This is a genomic window from Acidisoma silvae, from assembly GCF_020618775.1.
Lineage (GTDB): Bacteria > Pseudomonadota > Alphaproteobacteria > Acetobacterales > Acetobacteraceae > Acidisoma > Acidisoma silvae.
The window spans coordinates 48,084-66,692 of the sequence record NZ_JAESVB010000001.1 but is presented as its reverse complement, the minus strand read 5'-3'; the positions used below and the strand labels follow the sequence as shown (position 1 = coordinate 66,692).

Here is an 18,609-nt window from a genome sequence, read left to right as displayed (position 1 = left end):
AACAGCCATTTAGGCAGCCTCCTCGACCCGTGTATCGCGGGCGGCATATTGCATGATGGCTTCTTCGCTCATCGTGTCGCGGCCGAATTCGGCCACCGCACGCCCATTGCGCATGACCATCACACGGTCACTGATATGGAGAATTTCCGGCAATTCGGACGAGACGACGATAATGGCGTGGCCCGCCGCCGCCAGGTCGCGAATGACGCGATAGATTTCGCCCTTTGCCCCGACATCGACGCCGCGCGTCGGCTCGTCCAACAGCAGCACCTTGACGCCGGCCACCAGCCAGCGCGCGATGACGACCTTCTGCTGGTTGCCGCCGCTGAAGAGCCGCACAGGCTTGTCCGGGTCGAAGGGCCGCAGCTGCAATGACCGGAAGACCGCAATCACGTCGCGCCGCAGCTTGCCGCCGTTGATCAGTCCGCGCGGACTGTAACTGTCCAGCGAGGTGATGCCGGCATTGGCGAGCGCGGAGCGGAGCGGCACGATGCCCTCCTTCTTGCGCTCTTCCGGCAGCAGGCCGATGCCGCTGCGGATGGCGTCGCGCACCGAGCGGAAACGCACCGACCGGCCGTTCACCAGAATCTCGCCGGCTTGCGGCTTTTCCAGCCCGGCCAGCAGGTGAAGCACCTCGGTGCGCCCGGCACCCATCAGCCCGGCGAAGCCCAGAATTTCGCCCTTATGCAGCGTGAAGGAGACGTCGCACACGCGATTCTGCCAGGTCAGGCCGCGCGCTTCGAGGGCGACCTCCTCCGTCCTGGCGGTGGGGTGAATCTCATGCGTCAGATCGCGGCCGACCATCATGGAGACGATCTGCTCCTCGGTCGCATCGGCAAGTTCGATCGTGCCGACCAGCTTTCCGTCCCGCAGCACCGTGCCGCGATGGCAGAAGCGGCGAACCTCATCGAGCTTATGCGATACATAGATGATCGACACGCCCGTCGCGGCGAGCTGATGAATGATTTGACCCAGCTTTTCGACTTCGGCCGGCATCAGGCTCGATGTCGGCTCATCCATTGCGATGATGCGCGCCTCGAACAGAAGTGCGCGCGCGATCTCGACGATCTGCCGCTGCGCCACGCGCAGCGTCGAAATCTTGACGTCTGGATCGATATCCTTGTCGATGCGGGCCAGCGCTTCCACAGCGCGCCGGCGCATCTCATCACGCGCGAGCAGCACGCCGCCGCGCGTGATGGGGCGGCCCAGAAACATGTTCTGGGCCACGGTCAATTCAGGAACCTGCTGCAGCTCCTGATGGATCATGGCGATGCCGGATCGGCGGGCATTCGCCATGGAGTGCCCGGCCAGGGCTTCGCCGTCGACCTCGATATGGCCTTTCGTCGGCGGCAGGATGCCGGAGAGAATTTTGAGCAGCGTGGATTTACCCGCGCCGTTCTCGCCCAGCAGGGCATGCACCTCGCCGACGCCCACAGTCATAGAGACGCCGGACAAGGCCGCGAACGCGCCATAGGTCTTGCTGATGTCCCGCAGCGCGAGCCGCGGCATGTCCGGCGCTTGGCTCATTGGGCGGCGGCCGCGTCTTGCTTCAGCGCCGCTTCCTGGGATGCAAGGTCACCGTCGTAGCGGGACATGTTCTCCTGGGTCACCAGCGCCTGGGGCGTCGCCACCACGCGCGGCACCTGCTGCCCGGCGGCGATACGCTCGATCACCTCAAGCGCGATCACGCCGGTCAGCTTCGGGAAGCTGTCGACCGTGCCAGTGAGTTCGCCGGCCTTGATCGACGTATAGGCGTCGCTGGTGCCATCGGTGCCGATGACATCGGTCTTGCCCAGGCGGTTGGCGGATTTCACCGCTTCCACCACGCCAAGCGCCATCGTGTCATTGTTGCAGTAAAAGCCGATCAAGTCCGCATGCTGCTGCAAAATGGTTGTTGCGGCATCATAGGACTGCTGGCGGTCCCAATTGCCGGGAACATTCGCGACCAGGGTGAAGCCCTTGGCTGCCTTGATGGTATCGACGAAGCCGGCCGTGCGCTGGATGGCGGCGAAGACGCCGGCCTGGCCTTCGATGACGGCAACCTTACCGCCCTGGGGGAAATGAGCGATGAACCACTTGGCCGCGCGCACGCCATTGTCGCGCTGCACATTGCCAACGAAATGCGCAATGGACGGCACCACCGCGTCATCGACGTCGACCACCGGCAGATTGGCCTTGGCGGCCTCATCAATCGAAGGCTGTAGATTGGCATCCGTCTGCGGCGAGATCAGCAGACCCTTGTAGCCGCCGTCGATCATATTCTCCATGATGGAGAGCTGGCCGATCTGGTCGCTTTCGCCCTGCGCGGCTTGAACGGTGACGCGGCTACCGTCCTGCTTCGCGCCGTAGCGATAGCCTTCCGCCAACTGCCGCCAATAGGGATTTGTCAACGTCTTCAGCACAACACCATAGTGCTGACCATGCACATCCGGCATCGCGCCGAGCTTGGACAGGTTGAACCAGTCGATCCGGCTTGCATCCGTATCCGGATTGAGCGGGGGCAGCCCCTGTGCGGCGGCAGCCATGGGCAGCAAAGCCGCCGTGGCAGCCAGGAGTAGCTTTTTCATAGTGTTCCCTCTCGATGCGCCGCATTGCGCGCCGCTTATTTTTCAGTCCGCTTAGTCATTCCCCAGCATGATCTGCTGCAGGATGGCTTGCGCGCCCACCGCATCCTGGCGATGGATCGCGTCCGTGAGGCCATTGTTCTGGTCGAGGCGATCGACGATCGCGATCATGCGGCGAACGGTCTTGATGTTCGTCTCGCATTCCTTGACCGGGTCGAGCCCGGTGATATCGGGGAAGGTGTCGAAATAGAGCGCGCCGGAATAGCCATCGCGCTTGATCTGGCGCAGCAGTTCGATGGTCTGCACGGAATGGACAGCGCCGACCATCAGGCCGTCATCGCGCTTGGCATAGGCATCGTTCAGATGCAGGCCGAGCAGCTTGCTGCGGCGTGCGACGAGGGCAGCAGCAAAGGCCGGATTTTCTTCGGCATAGAGAACATGGGCCATGTCGAGCGTGACGCCGAGATTGGGGCGGCCTACTTCGTCGATCGCGAGCAGAGTGGTGGCGGCGTCGGGCAGCAGGCTGAAGGAGCGCGGCTCGTTCGGCTTGTATTCCAGGCTGATCTGAACATTGGGGTTATGGTCGGCAATCTCACGAATGCCTTCGATTTCCATTTCCCAGGCGCGCGCGTAATCCATCTGGAAGGCGTAATCGAAGCCGTCCTGGCCCAACCACAGCGTCAGCATCGGCGCGTCGCAGGCGGCGGCGGCGTCCGAGCCGCGCTTGGTCAGATCGATCGCCTTCTGGCGCACGACCGGGTCCGGGTTGGTGAAGGCGCCGAGGGCGAATTCGCGGACGCTGTAATAGCGCATGGCGAGGCCGCTGATCTCCAGCCCTTCGCTGCGGATCTGACGCGCAAGCTCAACCGGCTCGGTGCCGGAAAAATGGTCCGGGAAGTTGAGATCCAGCACGGTGAGGCCGTCCACCGTCGCGGCGCGCTGCACCATCTGCATTGGCTTGGGTTTACCAACCAGATCCGGCCAGAAAAGCTGAGGATGTGACGCAAAGGAATTAAGCCGCGTAGCGAACGGCAAAGACTGTAGGGAACTCACTTGGGCGGCCTCCAACCTTGATTAACTTTACCGGTAAATGATCTTTGGTAAAGTTTCAAGTGTCGTTTTGGGCTTGCCCGTTCCTGTCCCGACAGGGGCCAGAGGCTCCGGCCAGGAGCACCTGGCGTGACCGTGGGAGGCGAGGGCCAGCCTCCCGCAACGCCATAATCACCCGCATCCGCGCGCCTATGGAGGACGCCCGCGCGTTCCATAGCGCCGATACCCGACGAAGCCATTCCGGCCCAAAGCGCGCGGCAAAACCGTCTCCTACAGGTCGAATTGAGCCTCAATTTTTATTGCTAAATCAAAAAATTCTAGCTCTATCGGAATTTTATTTTGGCTGCCTATCAAGAGCTTCACGAGCAGAATGCCTAGTCCTCCCCAAGACAGGACCGCAGATTCCTACTGGAGCGATGACTGAAATTCCTGCCTGCTTCGGTCATTTTGGATGACACGCCAAACGGCCCGCTCGGTAATCATCTTAGAACCGTCGAAGGCTCCACAGTCGGACCGTCAAAATTTGCTCAATCAACTTTGTAGAAGAGGCAAGAACACGCAGCATGCCGATCTTGAGCGGCCCCCGCTCAAGCCGGGAACCACTGCAAACGAATACTGATTGATGGGGGACAGTAAATTGGCGCGCCCTGCTGGATTCGAACCAGCGACCTACTGCTTAGAAGGCAGTTGCTCTATCCAACTGAGCTAAGGGCGCCCAGGCTGCGCAAGCCGATGCCGCACAGCAAAGCCGCAGACCGGCCGGGTTATATCCGGCCAGAAAGCCGTCAATGGGACCAGTTATCGACCCGGTCGTTGCGGAAATTATCAGCATAGGCTTTGGGCTTGACGGCCCGTGCCTGGACGATTTCCACGTCATAGGCAGCGCCGTTGCGCTCGGCATAGGCAATCGCCTCTTCCCGCGTCGGGAAGGACAGGACAACCTGTTGCTGCGTCTCACCGCCGCCGATCCAGCCCATCAGGGGATCAGGCCGCTGCGGCTCCTGCCGCTGCCATTCCAGCACCCAATGGTGCTGCGCGCCGAAGCCGGATTGCATCGCGGATTTCGGCCGCCGAAAAATACGTGCGCGCATCGGAACTCCTCCCATCCTGCCGGACCCGAAGTTCCGGTGTCACTTATCCGGTGGTCGGGGCGGCCGGACTCGAACCGGCGGCCTCGTGTACCCAAAACACGCGCGCTACCAGGCTGCGCCACGCCCCGTCCAACCCGATGTATAGCCGGACCGGCGCAATATGCCAGCCCGTCCGGCCGCTTAGTTGCTACCCGCTGCGGCGGGGGCCGGCTTGGCATTGCCGAAGCTCTGGGCAACGACCTGATCGCCGACCGAGATCTGCTCCTTTTCCGTCAGCCCACCTTGCAGTTCCAGCACCGCCTTCACCGGGCCGCCGCTGTCGACCGGCGCCAGGCTATAGGGCACCGTATTCTCGGCAATCGCGCGGATAGTGCCGTCGGCATTGATGAAGACCATGTCGAGCGGCACCAGCGTATTCTTCATCCAGAAGGGCTCGGGCTGGACGGTCGGGAATACGAACAGCATGCCGCTATCGGCCGGCACGACCTTGCGGAACATCAGACCGGTCGCCTGTTCCTGCGGCGTCATTGCCATCTCGACCTTGAACTGATGCGGCTTGCCCTGGTCGTCGATGATCGTCAGCGGCTGCACCGCCAGCGTCGCCTGCGGGCCGGTCGGGTCATCGTCCTGGGCATGAACCGGGGCGATCAGCGCCAGCACGATCGGCACGGCGGACAGGACCAGCAAAAGGATGAATACGAGGATGATGGTGCGAAGGCGAAGGCGCATCCGTTAGGTCTCCTGAAGCGTGACGGCGGCGAGCTGGCGGATTTCCGCCCGCACCGGCCCTTCCCTTGGCGGATCGGCCAGGGTGGTCATCCAATGCGCGGGCGGATTGCGACCGGCGGCGCGGTTGTAGACCAGTCGGCGCAGGATTGTCTCAGCCTCACTGGGCAAAATTTCGGGGATCTGAAATCCGTTTGCCGTCGCCCAGATGCCGGCCCAGCAGCGCGCGACGGTGAAGGGGTTATAGCCGCCACCGCCCAGCAGGATCAGGCGCGGGCTCATGGGTAAGACAGCCGCGACCGCTGCCCAATAGGCGTTGTTGGAGAGGGACAGCCGGGCCAGCGGGTCTTCCTCCAGGGAATCCGCGCCGCATTGCATCATGATGGCCTGCGGGCGAAAGCGCTGGATCAGCGGCAGCACCGCCTCCTGCAGCAAAAAGCGGGCTTCCGTATCATGATAGCCAGCAGGCACGGGCAGGTTGCGGGCCGAGCCGAAGGCGCGATCCTCCGCCTTTCCCGTGTGCGGCCAGCGTCCGGCCTCATGAATACTGACGGTCAGAACCCGGGGCTCACCGGCAAAGGCATCCTGCACGCCGTCGCCGTGATGGGCGTCCAAGTCCAGATACAAGACACGGTCCAGGCCCTGATCCAGCCAGGTCAGGATACCGAGCACGCAATCATTGACGTAGCAGAAGCCAGACGCGCGATCCGCCCGGCCGTGATGGGTGCCGCCGCCCGGCACATGGATTATGCCGCCCTCCGCCGTCAGGTCCGCGGCCAGCATAACGCCGCCAGCCGAAGTCGCAGGCCGGCGGAACATTTCCGGATAGACCGGATTATTGTCGGTGCCGATGCGGTAGCGCTCGCGATCTTCCGGACTGACAATGCCGGAGCGCTCTGCCTGCAGAAGCGCCGCCAGATAGGCAGGATCATGAAAGCGGCCGAGTGCGGCCAACGTCGCCATCGGACTGTCGCGATAGGCCGCATCGGGCAGCCAGCCCAGCGCGCGGCAGAGATCGATAGTGGTGGAGACGCGCGGCACAGCCAGCGGATGCGTCGGCCCATAGGTCGAGAAGCGATAGATGTCGCTGCCGATCAAAAGCGGTATGGTTGGGGCGACGCTGGCCAGACCCACGCAATATCCCTCAAAGCAAAAAAAGGCGGTGCCGAAGCACCGCCAAGTTTAGGGAGGAAACGTCCAAGAAAGCAGCAACACGATCAAGGACCGCCGTTGCTGCGATGCAAAAACTAGCTTGAACGAATGATCTTTGCAAGCACATTTTTGCAGAACTGAACCGCATAGCGAACAGGCTTCCGCAATTACGAATAATTTTGCGAATCAACCCTCGCATTTAAGGCTGTTCTGCTCGTAAATTACCGCGCCAGACGCATAGCTCCCGCAATCTGCCCCGGACAAGGTGACAGCGCCGGACGGGTGCGCTAGGTGCGACTTAACTTTTATCCCATCCCAGTCTTTGAGATCTTGCCCGCCATGGCCAGCAGCAACGATATCCGCGCGACCTTCCTCGACTACTTTGCCCGCAATGGGCATAGCGTGGTGGAAAGCTCTCCCCTCGTTCCGCGGAACGACCCCACGCTGATGTTCACCAACAGCGGCATGGTCCAGTTCAAGAACGTCTTCACCGGGCAGGAACGACGGCCCTATAGCCGGGCGACGACCGCGCAGAAATGCGTGCGCGCCGGGGGCAAGCATAACGACCTCGACAATGTCGGCTATACCGCCCGCCACCATACCTTCTTTGAAATGCTGGGGAATTTCTCTTTCGGCGACTATTTCAAGGAACAGGCCATCACCCATGCCTGGACCCTGCTGACGAAGGATTTCGCGCTCCCCAAGGATAAGCTGCTCGTCACCGTCTATCATGAGGACGAGGAAGCGGCCGCCCTGTGGCGCAAAATCGCTGGCCTGCCGGACGAGCGGATTATCCGCATCGCGACCTCCGACAATTTCTGGCGCATGGGCGATACCGGCCCCTGCGGTCCGTGTTCCGAAATCTTCTTCGACCACGGCCCCCATATCGCGGGTGGGCCGCCCGGCAGCCCGGACGAGGACGGCGACCGCTTCATCGAAATCTGGAACCTCGTCTTCATGCAGTATGAAGAAGGTCCGCCCGGCACGCGCACGGCCCTGCCCCGCCCCTCCATCGATACCGGCATGGGGTTGGAGCGCTTTGCCGCGATCCTTCAAGGCAAGCACGACAATTATGACACTGACACGCTGCGCGCCCTGATTCTGGCAAGCGCTGAGGCCACCGGCCGCGACCCTGACGGGGCCGAGCGCACCAGCCACCGTGTGGTCGCCGACCATCTCCGCTCCAGCTGCTTCCTGATGGCGGATGGCGTGCTGCCCTCCAATGAAGGCCGCGGCTATGTGCTGCGCCGCATCATGCGCCGTGCCATGCGCCATGCCTATCAGATGGGCGCGGCCGACCCGCTGATGCCGCGCCTTGTGCCGTCTCTGGTGCGCCAGATGGGCCAGGCCTATCCGGAACTCGTGCAGGCGCAGGCGCTGATGACCGAGACACTGCGCCTGGAGGAAACCCGTTTCCGTTCCCTGCTGGAGCGCGGCCTCAGCCTCCTCGCGGAAGAAACCGGCAAGCTCGGCGAAGGCCAGACGCTGGCCGGCGACGTCGCCTTCAAGCTCTATGACACCTATGGCTTTCCGCTGGATCTGACGCAGGACGCGCTGCGCGAGCAGGGCCGCACGGTCGATGTCTCGGGCTTCGAGGACGCCATGGCCGAGCAGCGCACCCGTGCGCGGGCCGCTTGGGCCGGGTCCGGCGATGCCGCGACCGACCGCGTCTGGTTCGACCTGAAAGAGAAACTCGGCGCGACCGAGTTCCTGGGCTATGCGACCGAAAGCGCCGAAGGGGAAATCCTCGCCATTGTCGCCGACGGCGCGCCTGTGGCCGATGCCATGGCCGGAACCGAGGTTGCCGTCATCCTCAACCAGACGCCCTTCTACGCCGAAAGCGGCGGCCAGGTCGGCGACCAGGGTCTCATTACCGGCGCTGACGGCCTCGTCATCACGGTCACCGACACGCAGAAGAAGCTCGGGGATCTTTTCGTCCATTATGGTCGCGTCGAAAGCGGCCTTGCCCGCCCCGGTTTCGCGGTCCAGGCCAAGGTCGATCATACCCGCCGCAGCGCCATCCGCGCCCATCACTCGGCCACGCATCTGCTTCATGAGGCGATGCGCCGCCATCTCGGCACCCATGTCGCCCAGAAGGGCAGCCTGAACGCGCCGGACCGGCTGCGCTTCGACGTGAGCCACCCGAAGCCCGTGACGGCCGAGGAACTGGCCTTGATCGAGGCCGAGGTGAATGCCCGCATTCGCGAAAACAGCGCTGTCACCACCCGGCTGATGACGCCGGATGCCGCTGTCGCGGAAGGGGCCATGGCGTTGTTCGGCGAGAAATACGGCGATGAAGTCCGCGTCGTCAGCATGGGCTTGGGCGATGGTGAGCGCGGCGCCTATTCCATCGAACTCTGCGGCGGCACGCATGTTGCCCGCACCGGCGATATCGGCCTGCTGCGCATCGTCGGCGAAACCGGCGTCTCGGCCGGCGTGCGCCGCATCGAGGCGGTGGCCGCCGAAAGCGCCTTCCTCAGCCTGCGCGAGACCGAGCGCCTGCTGGATGAAGCCGCGGCCGCGCTGAAGGTTCCGGCGGCCCAGTTGCCCGCGCGCATCGCGGCCATGGTCGAAGACCGCAAGAAGCTGGAACGCCAGCTGAGCGAAGCGCAGAAGAAGCTCGCGACCGGTGCCGGCGCTGCCGCCATCGAGGAGATCGCGGGCCTGAAGCTCGCCGCGCGCAATTTGGGTGACGTCTCCCCGCGCGATATCAAGGGTCTGGCGGAAACCATCGGCAAGCAGATGGAAAGCGGCGTCGTGGCGCTGGTTTCGACCGCTGACGGCAAGCTCAGCATCGTCGTCAGCGTCTCGGATGATCTCACCAGCCGGGTCAGCGCCGTCGACCTCGTGCGGGCGGCAGCCGAAGCGGCCGGCGGCAAGGGCGGCGGCGGTCGCCCGAACATGGCCCAGGCCGGCGGCCCGGATGGAGAGAAGGCCGATGCCGCGCTGGATGCCGTGCGCGCAAAGCTGGCGGGCTGAGCCGCCAGCCGCTATCCTCGCCTCCGGTTAGGTCAATCCCAGAAGCTGGGGCAAGCCTGATAGGAGGCGACGATGCTGCAGACAGAACAGCTCATCGGCACATGGCGGCGGTTTGGTTCGGCAGGCCCTGTTTACGAAATTCTGCGCTCCGTCCGGCAACTGCCCGACGGTGATCGGCTGATGCGCATCCAGGTCGTCGAAACCGGCGAAGAACTGGACTACAAGCTGCACGATATCCTGAAGGACCCGCGAGAAAACTGATGTTCGCGGTCGCTTTCGATCTGGTTGTTGCCGATACGGCGACACACCATCCGCGCAGTGTGGCGCAAGCCTACACGGATATCGGTGCCACGCTGGCAGGGTTCGGTTTCAACCGTGTCCAAGGCAGTCTATATCTGACCGACAGGGACGATCTCGCTAATCTTTTTAGTGCCATTATGGCCTTGAAGGCCCTCCCCTGTTTCCGGCATCGGTGCGCGACATCCGCGCCTTCAAGGTTGAGCACTGGTCCGACTTCACGCCCTTGGTGAAGGGCTGAACGGCTATTTGATTTGCTGCGCGGCAATCCTAAAGCAGATCCGCCTCGCTCAGCGCGGCGGTGACGTCATCCAGCGGCAGGTCGGCCAGATTGTCCTCACGCAGGACGATGCCGAACTGGCCCTGGGGGCCGCGCGGCTGGGTGCGGGACGGGTCGCTGTCATAGGAAAACAGCGTCACCGTCGGGCAGCCCATGACAGCCGCCAGATGCATCGGCCCCGTATCATTGCCGACGGCGAAGCGCGCGCCGGCCGCCAGCGCCGCCAGCCCCGGTAGGTCGGTCTGGCCTGTCAGATCGACAGCCTCGGGGCAGAATTCCTGAATGGTTTTGGCCATCGCGCCTTCCGGGCCGGTGCCGACGACGACCGGCGTGATTCCGCGCTGCATCAGGATGCTGCCAAGCTGACCGTAGAAGGGCGTCGGCCAGCGCTTGGCGGGCCGATGCGGCGCGGCACCCGGCACCAGCAGGGCATAGCGGTCCGGCATTGCCGGCAAATCGGCGGCCCGGATCAGCCAGTCGGTCTCCGCCACCGGCACGGCAGCAATGCCGGCCATCTCCAGCTGATCGCGCTGCCTTTCCCATGTGTGCATGAGATCGCGGTGGGGATTGGCATGCGGATGCGATGCGCCGCCGGCGATGCCTGACCAGCCCGGCCGCCCGGCCAGCCTAAAATAGCGGCTGGAGCGACCGGAGGTCTGTAAATCATAGACGAAGTCATAGCCCCTGAGCTTCCGGCGAATATTCAGGAACCCGGCAATGTCCCACCAAGGGGCGCGGCGGTCGATGGCGACCTCATCGAACCAGGGGCTGAGCCGGCCCAGCCGCGCGAAAGCGGGTGTCGTCAGCAGCGTGATATGGGCATCCGGGTGCGCCGCGCGGATGGCGGCGAATGGCCCAAAGGACAAAATGAAATCGCCCAGCGCACTGAGGCGGATCACCAGGATCCGCTTCGCGGTCTTCGGGTCTTGACGACGAGCCATCGCGGGAATGCGCCTTATCTGCAGCCGATCCGGCCCCAGGCCTAGCCTATCCCGGCGCGGGAGGAAATGCGGCGGCGCTCAATCGGCCGCCACGCCCTGGTTTTTGCGTGGCCGCAGCGTAGGCTGCCCGGGCGCACGATGGCGATAGGCGAAGGCCTCCGCAACGTCGATGCGGCGGACGGTTTCGACCCCGGCCAGATCGGCGATGGAACGGGAAACACGCAGCATGCGGGTAAACCCCCGCGCCGAAAGGCCCAAGCGCTCAGCGGCCTTCTCGGCATAGTCCCGCGCATCCGGTTGCAAAACGATGCGGTCCACCTCCAGTTCGCTATTCAGCCAACCGCCATCGGCCTCACCGGCTCTTTCCCGCTGCGCCGCACGCGCCATGGCCACACGGGCCGCGACCACGGCACTTGTTTCACCGGCCGGCGCACGCGACAGCTCGATAGGCGTGATGGGGGACACTTCGACGACAAGGTCGATCCGGTCCATCAGCGGGCCGCTTATCTTGCCCTGATAATCCTCGGCGCAGCGCGGCGCCCGACCGCATTCGCGCGCCGCATTGCCGAAATGGCCGCAGCGGCAGGGGTTCATGGCCGCGATCATCTGGAACCGCGCGGGATAGGTGATGTGCGCAGCGGCCCGCGCCACCGTAGTGCGCCCGGCCTCCACCGGCTGGCGCAAAGCCTCCAGCGCCGCGCGCGGAAATTCGGGCAATTCGTCGAGGAACAGCACGCCGCGATGGGCGAGGCTGACCTCGCCGGGCTTGGCCCGCTGGCCGCCGCCCGTCAGCGCCGCCTGGGAGGCGGAATGGTGCGGCTCGCGGAAGGGCGGCCTTTTGAGCAACTGACCACCCTGCAACATGCCGGCGACACTATGGACCATGCTGACTTCCAGCGCTTCCATGGGGCTGAGATCGGGCAGAATGCCCGGCAGGCGAGAGGCGAGCATGGATTTGCCGGCGCCGGGTGGCCCGATCATCAGCATATGATGGCCGCCGGCCGCCGCGATTTCCATGGCGCGGCGGGCGAGCTCCATGCCCTTGACCTGCGCCAAATCCGGCCCCGGCGGCGCTTCCGCCAGACCGGCGACGCCGGGCGGCATCAGGATTTGCGTGCCGCGAAAATGGTTGATCAGGCTCATCAGGTCAGGAGCGGCAAGGATCGCCAGATTGCCGGCCCAGGCGGCTTCCGGCCCCTGCACGCCGGGGCAGATCAGCCCCCAGTCGCGCTCCGCCGCCGCGATGGCCGCCGGCAGGATGCCTGCGACCGCGACGATGCCGCCGTCGAGCGCCAGTTCGCCCAAAGCGGCGAAGCGGGCCAGTTCCTCGGGCGGCAGAATATCCATCGTGCCGAGCACGGCGAGTGCCATCGGCAGGTCGAAATGGCTGCCCTCCTTGATCTGGTCGGCCGGCGCCAGATTGATCAGAAGCCGCTTGGGCGGCAGCGCAAGGCCCATGGCGGCCAATGCCGCCCGCACCCGCTCCCGCGCCTCCCCCACCGCCTTGTCCGGCAGGCCGACGACCAGAAAGGCCGGCAGGCCACCGGCGGCCTGGGCCTGCACCTCCACCGGCACGGCGCGAATGCCGGAGAAGGCGAAGCTCTGCACCCGGACCACGCCCATAAGTTCATTCCAATTATAACGATATTGGAATGTTAATCCGCCTGATCCAGCCTTGTCCATCGCCGGCCGGGAGGCAGCCCGGCAGAGGCTTCGCTTGTGAAATCGGCATGAAATCGCTAACCGGGTCGCCCCTCCCTAATCGCTGGGAGCGGAACAGGAGCAAGGATGATGGGCTATCGGGTCGCGGTCGTAGGTGCCACTGGCGCAGTGGGACGCGAAATCCTCAAAACGCTGGCCGAGCGGGATTTTCCGATTAGCGATATTGCCGCCCTTGCGTCCGGCCGGTCCACCGGCACCGAAATCTCTTTCGGCGACAAACGCGTGCTGAAAACCCAGAACCTGGAAAAATTCGATTTCCACGGCTGGGATATCGCGCTGTTCAGCCCCGGCGCCTCGGTTTCCGCCATTCACGCCCCGCGCGCGGCAGCGGCCGGCTGCGTCGTCATCGACAATACCAGCCATTTCCGCATGGACCCGGACGTGCCGCTGGTGGTGCCGGAAGTGAACCCAGAAGCGCTGGCCGGTTTCCGCAAGAAGAACATCATCGCCAATCCGAATTGCTCGACCATCCAGATGGTCGTGGCACTGAAGCCGCTGCATGACGAGTTTCGCGTCAAGCGCGTCACCGTCGCGACCTATCAGTCGGTCTCGGGCGCCGGCAAGGAAGGCATGGACGAGCTGTTCAACAACAGCCGCGCCATCTACGTGAACGACCCGGTGACGCCGCAGCAATTCACCAAGAACATCGCCTATAACGTCATCCCGCATATCGACGTCTTCATGGATGACGGCGCCACCAAGGAAGAGTGGAAGATGGTGGTGGAGACGAAGAAGATTCTCGACCCCAATATCGCCGTGATGGCGACCTGCGTGCGCGTGCCTGTCTTCATCGGCCATGCCGAGGCCGTGCATGTCGAATTCGAACTGCCGGTGACGGCGGGTGAGGCCCGCGCTGCGCTGCGCGACGCGCCGGGCGTGACCGTGATCGACGTCCGCGAGGACGGCGGCTATGCGACACCGGCCGAAATCGCGGGCGAGGACGATGTCTTCGTCAGCCGCATCCGCAAAGACCCGACGGTCGAGAACGGTCTCGCCTTCTGGTGCGTGTCCGACAATCTGCGCAAGGGCGCGGCACTGAACGCCGTGCAGATCGCGGAAAGCCTGATCGCGCAGAACCTGCTCAGCCAGCCCAAAGCCGCCTGACGCTCGCAGGCCGGGTCGTATAGGACTGACCCGGCCTGATTGGCTTGTTAAGCGTCGCGCTCGGTGGAGACAGCGACGTCTCTTTGGGCTTCCAGTTCTGCCAAGCGGGCCGTTAGTGCCGCGTGGACGCGGCCATAGGCTTCCGCGCCCAGCAAAAGCCGCCGTGGTGCGCGGCCGCTATCGGCACAATCGATCATCGCCTGGGCCATCTTGTCCGCGTCACCGCGAATAGCGAAGCTGCCCTCTGCCAGCGCTCGCCGTATCGCCCCCGCTGGCGTCGCGGCGTAGACGTCCATGGCCTCCGCCCGCATGGCATTGGTGGAAAAGCTGGTGCCGGCCGGCCCCGGCTCGACGATGGTGCAGGTAATGCCGAAGGGCGCCACTTCCTGCGCCACGGCCTCCACGAAGCCCTCGATCCCCCATTTGGTCGCGTGATAGAGGCCGAAGCTGGGATAGGCGATCTGGCCACCTTCCGACGACACCTGCTGAATCTGCCCGCCCCCCTGGGCGCGCAAATGCGGCAGTGCCGCCCGGATGACGGCGATGGAGCCGAGCAAATTCGTGTCCAACTGCAACCTTATCTGATCATCGCTCACCTCTTCCCCCGCGCCGAATAGGCCGTACCCTGCATTGCTGACCACGGTGTCGATCTGACCCAATTCCGCGAAGGCGCGGGCCATGACATCGCGCACGCTCTCCAGATCGGTGACGTCGAGTGCTGCGACCCATAGCCGCTCGCCATAAAGCGCCTTCAGGTCATCCAGCGCATCCACCTGCCTGACCGTGGAGGCGACCCGGTCGCCGCGCGCCAGAAGCCGTTCGGTCAGATGCCGTCCGATGCCGGACGAGGTGCCGGTAATGAACCATGTCTTGGACATACAAAAATTCCCAATGGCCGGCCGCTGCATTGCGGCGCCTGGCCGTCGTGGAAATTTGCGCCTTTTCATTGCTGGGATAATCGGGAAGGATCAGCATGACTTGGTGAAAATTAACCATGAATGACCAACCGAGCCTGAGCGAATTACGGGCCTTCGCGGCCATCGTCGGCCATCGCAGCTTCCGCAAGGCGGCGGACGAGTTGGGCATGTCGCCATCCACGCTCAGCCATATCATGCGCCATCTGGAGGCATCGCTCGGCGTGCGCCTGCTCCATCGCACCACCCGCAGCCTGTCGCCGACCGAAGCGGGTGACCGGCTGATGGCGCGCTTGCAGACCGTGCTACGCGACCTCGACGGCGCGCTGGCGGAAGCGACGACCTTCGCGGCCCAGCCCAGCGGACGCCTGCGCATCAATGCCGGCGAAGCGGGCGCGCGCATATTGCTGGCGCAGGTCGTGCCGGAGTTCATGAAGCGCTACTCAGATGTCGAACTCGACCTCGTCACCGAAGGGCGGCTGGTCGATATCGTGGCGGAAGGTTTCGACGCCGGCGTGCGGCTGGGCGAATCCGTACCGCAGGACATGGTGGCCGTGCGCTTCGGCGGCGATGCGCGCTTCATTGCTGTCGCCGCTCCAAGCTACCTTAAGGGCCGCAAGACACCCGTGACGCCGGACGACCTGCGTCATCACGCTTGCATCCGCATCCGCATGCCCAGCGGCAAACCCTATCGCTGGGAATTCGAGCGCCATGGCCAGGAAATCGTCATCGATGTGCCGGGCCATCTGACGCTCGACCATCCCGGCCTCATCGTGCGGGCCGCTGCCGCCGGCCTCGGCATTGCCTATGTCGTGGAACGCTCGGCACAGCCCTATCTCGATCGTGGTGAACTGGTCATCCTGCTGGATGACTGGTGTCCGACGATCCCTGGGCTTTTCCTTTATTATCCCGGCCATCGCCATGTACCGCCGGCGCTGCGCGCCTTCATCGACCTCATGAAGACAGTGACCTGACAGCCATTGATCAATAGTGATTTTTTGTTTTGATATCGAACTATATGTGCTAGCTCATGCGAATGGCTTGGCGCTGCGCCGGCCCAGCACAAGATTGACGATATCGGGACGAGCCCTGCCATGCATATGCGCAGTTCCGCGAAACTATCGAAGGTGCATTACTGGTTACAAGACAAGACCGACCAGAATTTCGGTGACTATCTCACCGAGTTCTTCCTCGAATATCTGTTTCTGCCGACGCCGAGCGAAGCGCGCGGCATTCACCTCGTCGGCAGCGTGCTGGACGATATGTTCGTCTCCCCGGAAGCAAGCCAGGATCATGCGGTCGTCTTCTGGGGCTGCGGCCTGCGCAAGCCGGACGGGCTGTCCGAAGGACAAAGAAGCCGCGCCCAGGTTCTGGCGGTGCGGGGTCCGCTCAGCCGGTCGCAGCTGCGCCTGGGCGCTCATATTCCCTGTAGCGATCCAGGATTTCTGGTCGCCGCCTTGTACGACCCGAAACCGGCATCGGCCTTCGCCGGGTGCCGCCTCTGCATTCCCCATTTCCTCGATCAGCGGACGGACGCGGAATTGCTGGCGCTGACCGGCTGTGATCTGGTGCTGCGGCCGAATATCGCGGCCAGCCTGGAGGCGATCGGCCCTTTCATCGACGCAATCGCGGCAGCGGATTTCGTGCTGACGGCCTCGCTGCATGGCGCTGTCATGGCGGCGGCCTATCGCAGGCCTTTTGCCTTCTGGGATTCCGGCTGCATCGACCTGCCGTTCAAATGGGCCGATCTGGCAGCCTCCATGGGCCTGGCCTGCAAGTTTCAAAACGATCTGGACGGCGCCAAAGCCTGGTATGCCGCTGTCGAAAACGACATCCGGCTGCCCGAGGCATGGCGGCTGCTGATCAACCCGCCGCTGCTAATACGCCCCGAAGCCTTGCTCTTGATCGCGCGCCATTACACATCGGGACCACAGGCCGTATCGCTTGAAACCTTCGCCGGCGCTTTCGGTTCCCACGGCGCAAGTTCGGCACGGTTTGCCGAACGAATCCGGCTTTATATCAAGACAGCGGATGCGGTTTACGAAGACCGTGACCGGCTGGCCGCGCTTGGCGAGGCGCAGCAGGCGGACCATGCCGAGAACACCCGCAACCTTGCCGATGAGATCGCACGATACGAAGAAAGAGACACCCGCCAACGCCGCGCGCTCGACGAAACCCGAAGTCTGGCAGAGCACCACAGAGACGACGCAGACCAGGCGCGTTCTGAATTATCCCATCTGGCGGCGGCGAAAACCGAGATTGATCAAGCGCTGGCCCGTTTACGCGAAGATTATTACGCAACTCTGAGCAAGCTGGATGACCTGTCGCACCAGCTCATGGCCCGCGACCAGCGGATCGCTGATCTTCATGGCAGCACAAGCTGGCGTATTACACGCCCTCTGCGTGGTCTGGTGACATGGTTTCCGGGGCCGGCCCGCCTGTTGCGCGGCGCCGCCAGGGCGGCATGGCGGACCATGACCGTGCAATGGCTGCCAAGCCGGACACAGCGAACGGCCTCCATCACCGCACCGCCGATCCCTGCCGATCCCCTCGCCGTCACCGCCGCATGCGTCCCAGAAAGTGCGGCCAAGGATGGCAATATCGACGATTTCGTGCCGCCACCTAAATTTTGTCTTGGCAACGACAACACACCGAAAGCGCTGATCATCGACAGCCGCTATCCGCGCACCGACCGCGATTCCGGATCGCTCGACGCCTTCAATATGATCAGAACACTGCAATCATTCGGCTATGATGTTCTGTTCGCGGCCACAGCGGAATATGACAGTATCAACGCCTATGGCATTGCTTTGCAAAATCACGGCGTGACCGTGATTGCGGCTGCGGATTTCGGCAGCCTGCAAAGCTTCCTGCAACAGCACGGACGCCACCTCACGCTTGCCATCCTGTCGCGCGTCGAATGCGGTGGATTGTATATCGACCATATGCGCCGCCTCGCGCCGCAGGCACGCGTCATCTTCAATACGGTCGACCTGCATCATATCCGCATGGACCGTGAAGCCGCGCTGACGGATGATCGGCCGTTGCGCCATGAGGCCAGCCGCCTGGAGGAACGCGAGCGCTATCTGATCCGCATGGCCGACGTCACCTTCGTGGCAGCCTCTTCTGACCGAGACAGGGCGCGCAGCCTGGTGCCCGGCGCCGATATCGTGTTGATGCCCATAGCCCGATGCATTCCGGGACGGCGGGCCGGGTTTCAGGCACGTCATGGCATCGGCTTCATCGGCGGCTTCGAACACTCGCCCAATCTTGATGCCGTCCGCTATTTCCTTGACGAAATCTGGCCGAAAGTGCGCGCACGACTGCCGGACGCCGAGTTCCATATCATCGGCGCCGATATGCCGCCCTGGTTACGTGACCTGACAATGCCCGGTGTCGATATCGTCGGCTTTGTCCCGGAGCTCGATCCCTGGCTCGACTGGCTCAGGCTGACGGTCGCCCCGCTGCGCTATGGCGCCGGGGCCAAGGGCAAGGTTGTTTCAAGCTTTTCCTTCGGCCTGCCCTGCGTCATGTCATCGATGGCCGCCGAAGGCATGGACATCGATGGTATGGCGGCGAGGCTCCTGGCCGATGAGCCGGATGTCTTCGCTTCCATCATCGCCAGACTGTATCAAGATCCGGCCGAGTGGCAGCTGCTTTCGGGTGCCTGCCTGACGATCGCGCGACAGCGCCACTCCCTCGGCCGTGGGCGCAGAATTCTGGCTGAGGTGCTGGGACAGCTCGGGCTGCCTGCCGAGCCGATGGCAATCGCCGCGTGAGGCAGCGGCG

At 63.7% G+C, this 18,609-nt stretch carries 14 protein-coding genes and 2 tRNA genes; 5 read left to right on the top strand and 11 right to left on the bottom strand.

What is annotated here, in order from left to right; all coding sequences use genetic code 11:
* Positions 1-9: 9 nt before the first annotated feature.
* The 8 genes from ASILVAE211_RS00320 to ASILVAE211_RS00285 form a co-directional block, all read right to left on the bottom strand.
* Positions 10-1,509, bottom strand: coding sequence for a sugar ABC transporter ATP-binding protein (locus ASILVAE211_RS00320; protein ID WP_227319295.1), 1,500 nt, complete (start codon positions 1,507-1,509; stop codon positions 10-12).
* A 14-nt stretch (positions 1,510-1,523) separates the two neighbouring features.
* Entirely contained in the window at positions 1,524-2,567 is a 1,044-nt protein-coding gene (locus tag ASILVAE211_RS00315) for a sugar ABC transporter substrate-binding protein (RefSeq protein WP_227319294.1), read from the bottom strand.
* Between the two features lie 51 nt (positions 2,568-2,618).
* Positions 2,619-3,512 carry a sugar phosphate isomerase/epimerase family protein gene (locus ASILVAE211_RS00310; protein ID WP_227319293.1) on the bottom strand — a complete coding sequence of 298 codons (894 nt, stop codon included), beginning with the start codon at positions 3,510-3,512 and terminating at the stop codon, positions 2,619-2,621.
* 740 nt (positions 3,513-4,252) lie between these two features.
* Positions 4,253-4,329: transfer RNA gene (locus ASILVAE211_RS00305), tRNA-Arg, on the bottom strand.
* 70 nt (positions 4,330-4,399) lie between these two features.
* Positions 4,400-4,705, bottom strand: a complete 306-nt coding sequence (locus ASILVAE211_RS00300) for an ETC complex I subunit (RefSeq protein ID WP_227319292.1) — start codon at positions 4,703-4,705, stop codon at positions 4,400-4,402.
* A 51-nt stretch (positions 4,706-4,756) separates the two neighbouring features.
* Positions 4,757-4,833: transfer RNA gene (locus tag ASILVAE211_RS00295), tRNA-Pro, on the bottom strand.
* Between the two features lie 52 nt (positions 4,834-4,885).
* A complete protein-coding gene (locus ASILVAE211_RS00290; RefSeq protein ID WP_227319291.1) occupies positions 4,886-5,434 on the bottom strand; it encodes a DUF192 domain-containing protein in 549 nt (182 codons plus the stop codon).
* Positions 5,435-5,437: 3 nt separating this feature from the next.
* A complete protein-coding gene (locus ASILVAE211_RS00285; protein WP_227319290.1) occupies positions 5,438-6,565 on the bottom strand; it encodes an acetoin utilization protein AcuC in 1,128 nt (375 codons plus the stop codon).
* 357 nt (positions 6,566-6,922) lie between these two features.
* Between ASILVAE211_RS00285 and alaS the strand changes: the two genes are divergently transcribed.
* Both alaS and ASILVAE211_RS00275 read left to right on the top strand, forming a co-directional pair.
* Positions 6,923-9,562: an alanine--tRNA ligase gene (alaS, locus tag ASILVAE211_RS00280; protein ID WP_227319289.1), complete on the top strand. Its 2,640-nt coding sequence runs from the start codon at positions 6,923-6,925 to the stop codon at positions 9,560-9,562.
* 72 nt (positions 9,563-9,634) lie between these two features.
* Positions 9,635-9,823: a DUF5397 family protein gene (locus ASILVAE211_RS00275; RefSeq protein WP_227319288.1), complete on the top strand. Its 189-nt coding sequence runs from the start codon at positions 9,635-9,637 to the stop codon at positions 9,821-9,823.
* Between the two features lie 306 nt (positions 9,824-10,129).
* Here the strand turns inward: ASILVAE211_RS00275 and ASILVAE211_RS00265 are convergent, their stop codons facing one another.
* Together ASILVAE211_RS00265 and ASILVAE211_RS00260 are read right to left on the bottom strand one after the other, a co-directional pair.
* On the bottom strand, positions 10,130-11,080 hold the full coding sequence (locus ASILVAE211_RS00265) for a glycosyltransferase family 9 protein (protein ID WP_227319287.1): 951 nt from the start codon (positions 11,078-11,080) through the stop codon (positions 10,130-10,132).
* A 78-nt stretch (positions 11,081-11,158) separates the two neighbouring features.
* Complete coding sequence (locus ASILVAE211_RS00260; protein WP_227319286.1) at positions 11,159-12,703, bottom strand: YifB family Mg chelatase-like AAA ATPase; 1,545 nt, start codon at positions 12,701-12,703, stop codon at positions 11,159-11,161.
* A 168-nt stretch (positions 12,704-12,871) separates the two neighbouring features.
* Between ASILVAE211_RS00260 and ASILVAE211_RS00255 the strand changes: the two genes are divergently transcribed.
* Complete coding sequence (locus ASILVAE211_RS00255) at positions 12,872-13,906, top strand: aspartate-semialdehyde dehydrogenase (protein ID WP_227320095.1); 1,035 nt, start codon at positions 12,872-12,874, stop codon at positions 13,904-13,906.
* A gap of 47 nt (positions 13,907-13,953) precedes the next feature.
* Here the strand turns inward: ASILVAE211_RS00255 and ASILVAE211_RS00250 are convergent, their stop codons facing one another.
* Positions 13,954-14,784, bottom strand: a complete 831-nt coding sequence (locus tag ASILVAE211_RS00250; RefSeq protein WP_227319285.1) for an SDR family oxidoreductase — start codon at positions 14,782-14,784, stop codon at positions 13,954-13,956.
* 116 nt (positions 14,785-14,900) lie between these two features.
* Here ASILVAE211_RS00250 and ASILVAE211_RS00245 point away from each other — a divergent pair, with 116 nt between their 5' ends.
* Positions 14,901-15,794 carry a LysR family transcriptional regulator gene (locus tag ASILVAE211_RS00245; RefSeq protein ID WP_227319284.1) on the top strand — a complete coding sequence of 298 codons (894 nt, stop codon included), beginning with the start codon at positions 14,901-14,903 and terminating at the stop codon, positions 15,792-15,794.
* 120 nt (positions 15,795-15,914) lie between these two features.
* The gene (locus ASILVAE211_RS00240) at positions 15,915-18,599 is read left to right on the top strand and encodes a glycosyltransferase (RefSeq protein WP_227319283.1); all 2,685 of its coding nucleotides are present in this window, start codon (positions 15,915-15,917) and stop codon (positions 18,597-18,599) included.
* The last annotated feature ends 10 nt before the right edge of the window (positions 18,600-18,609 follow it).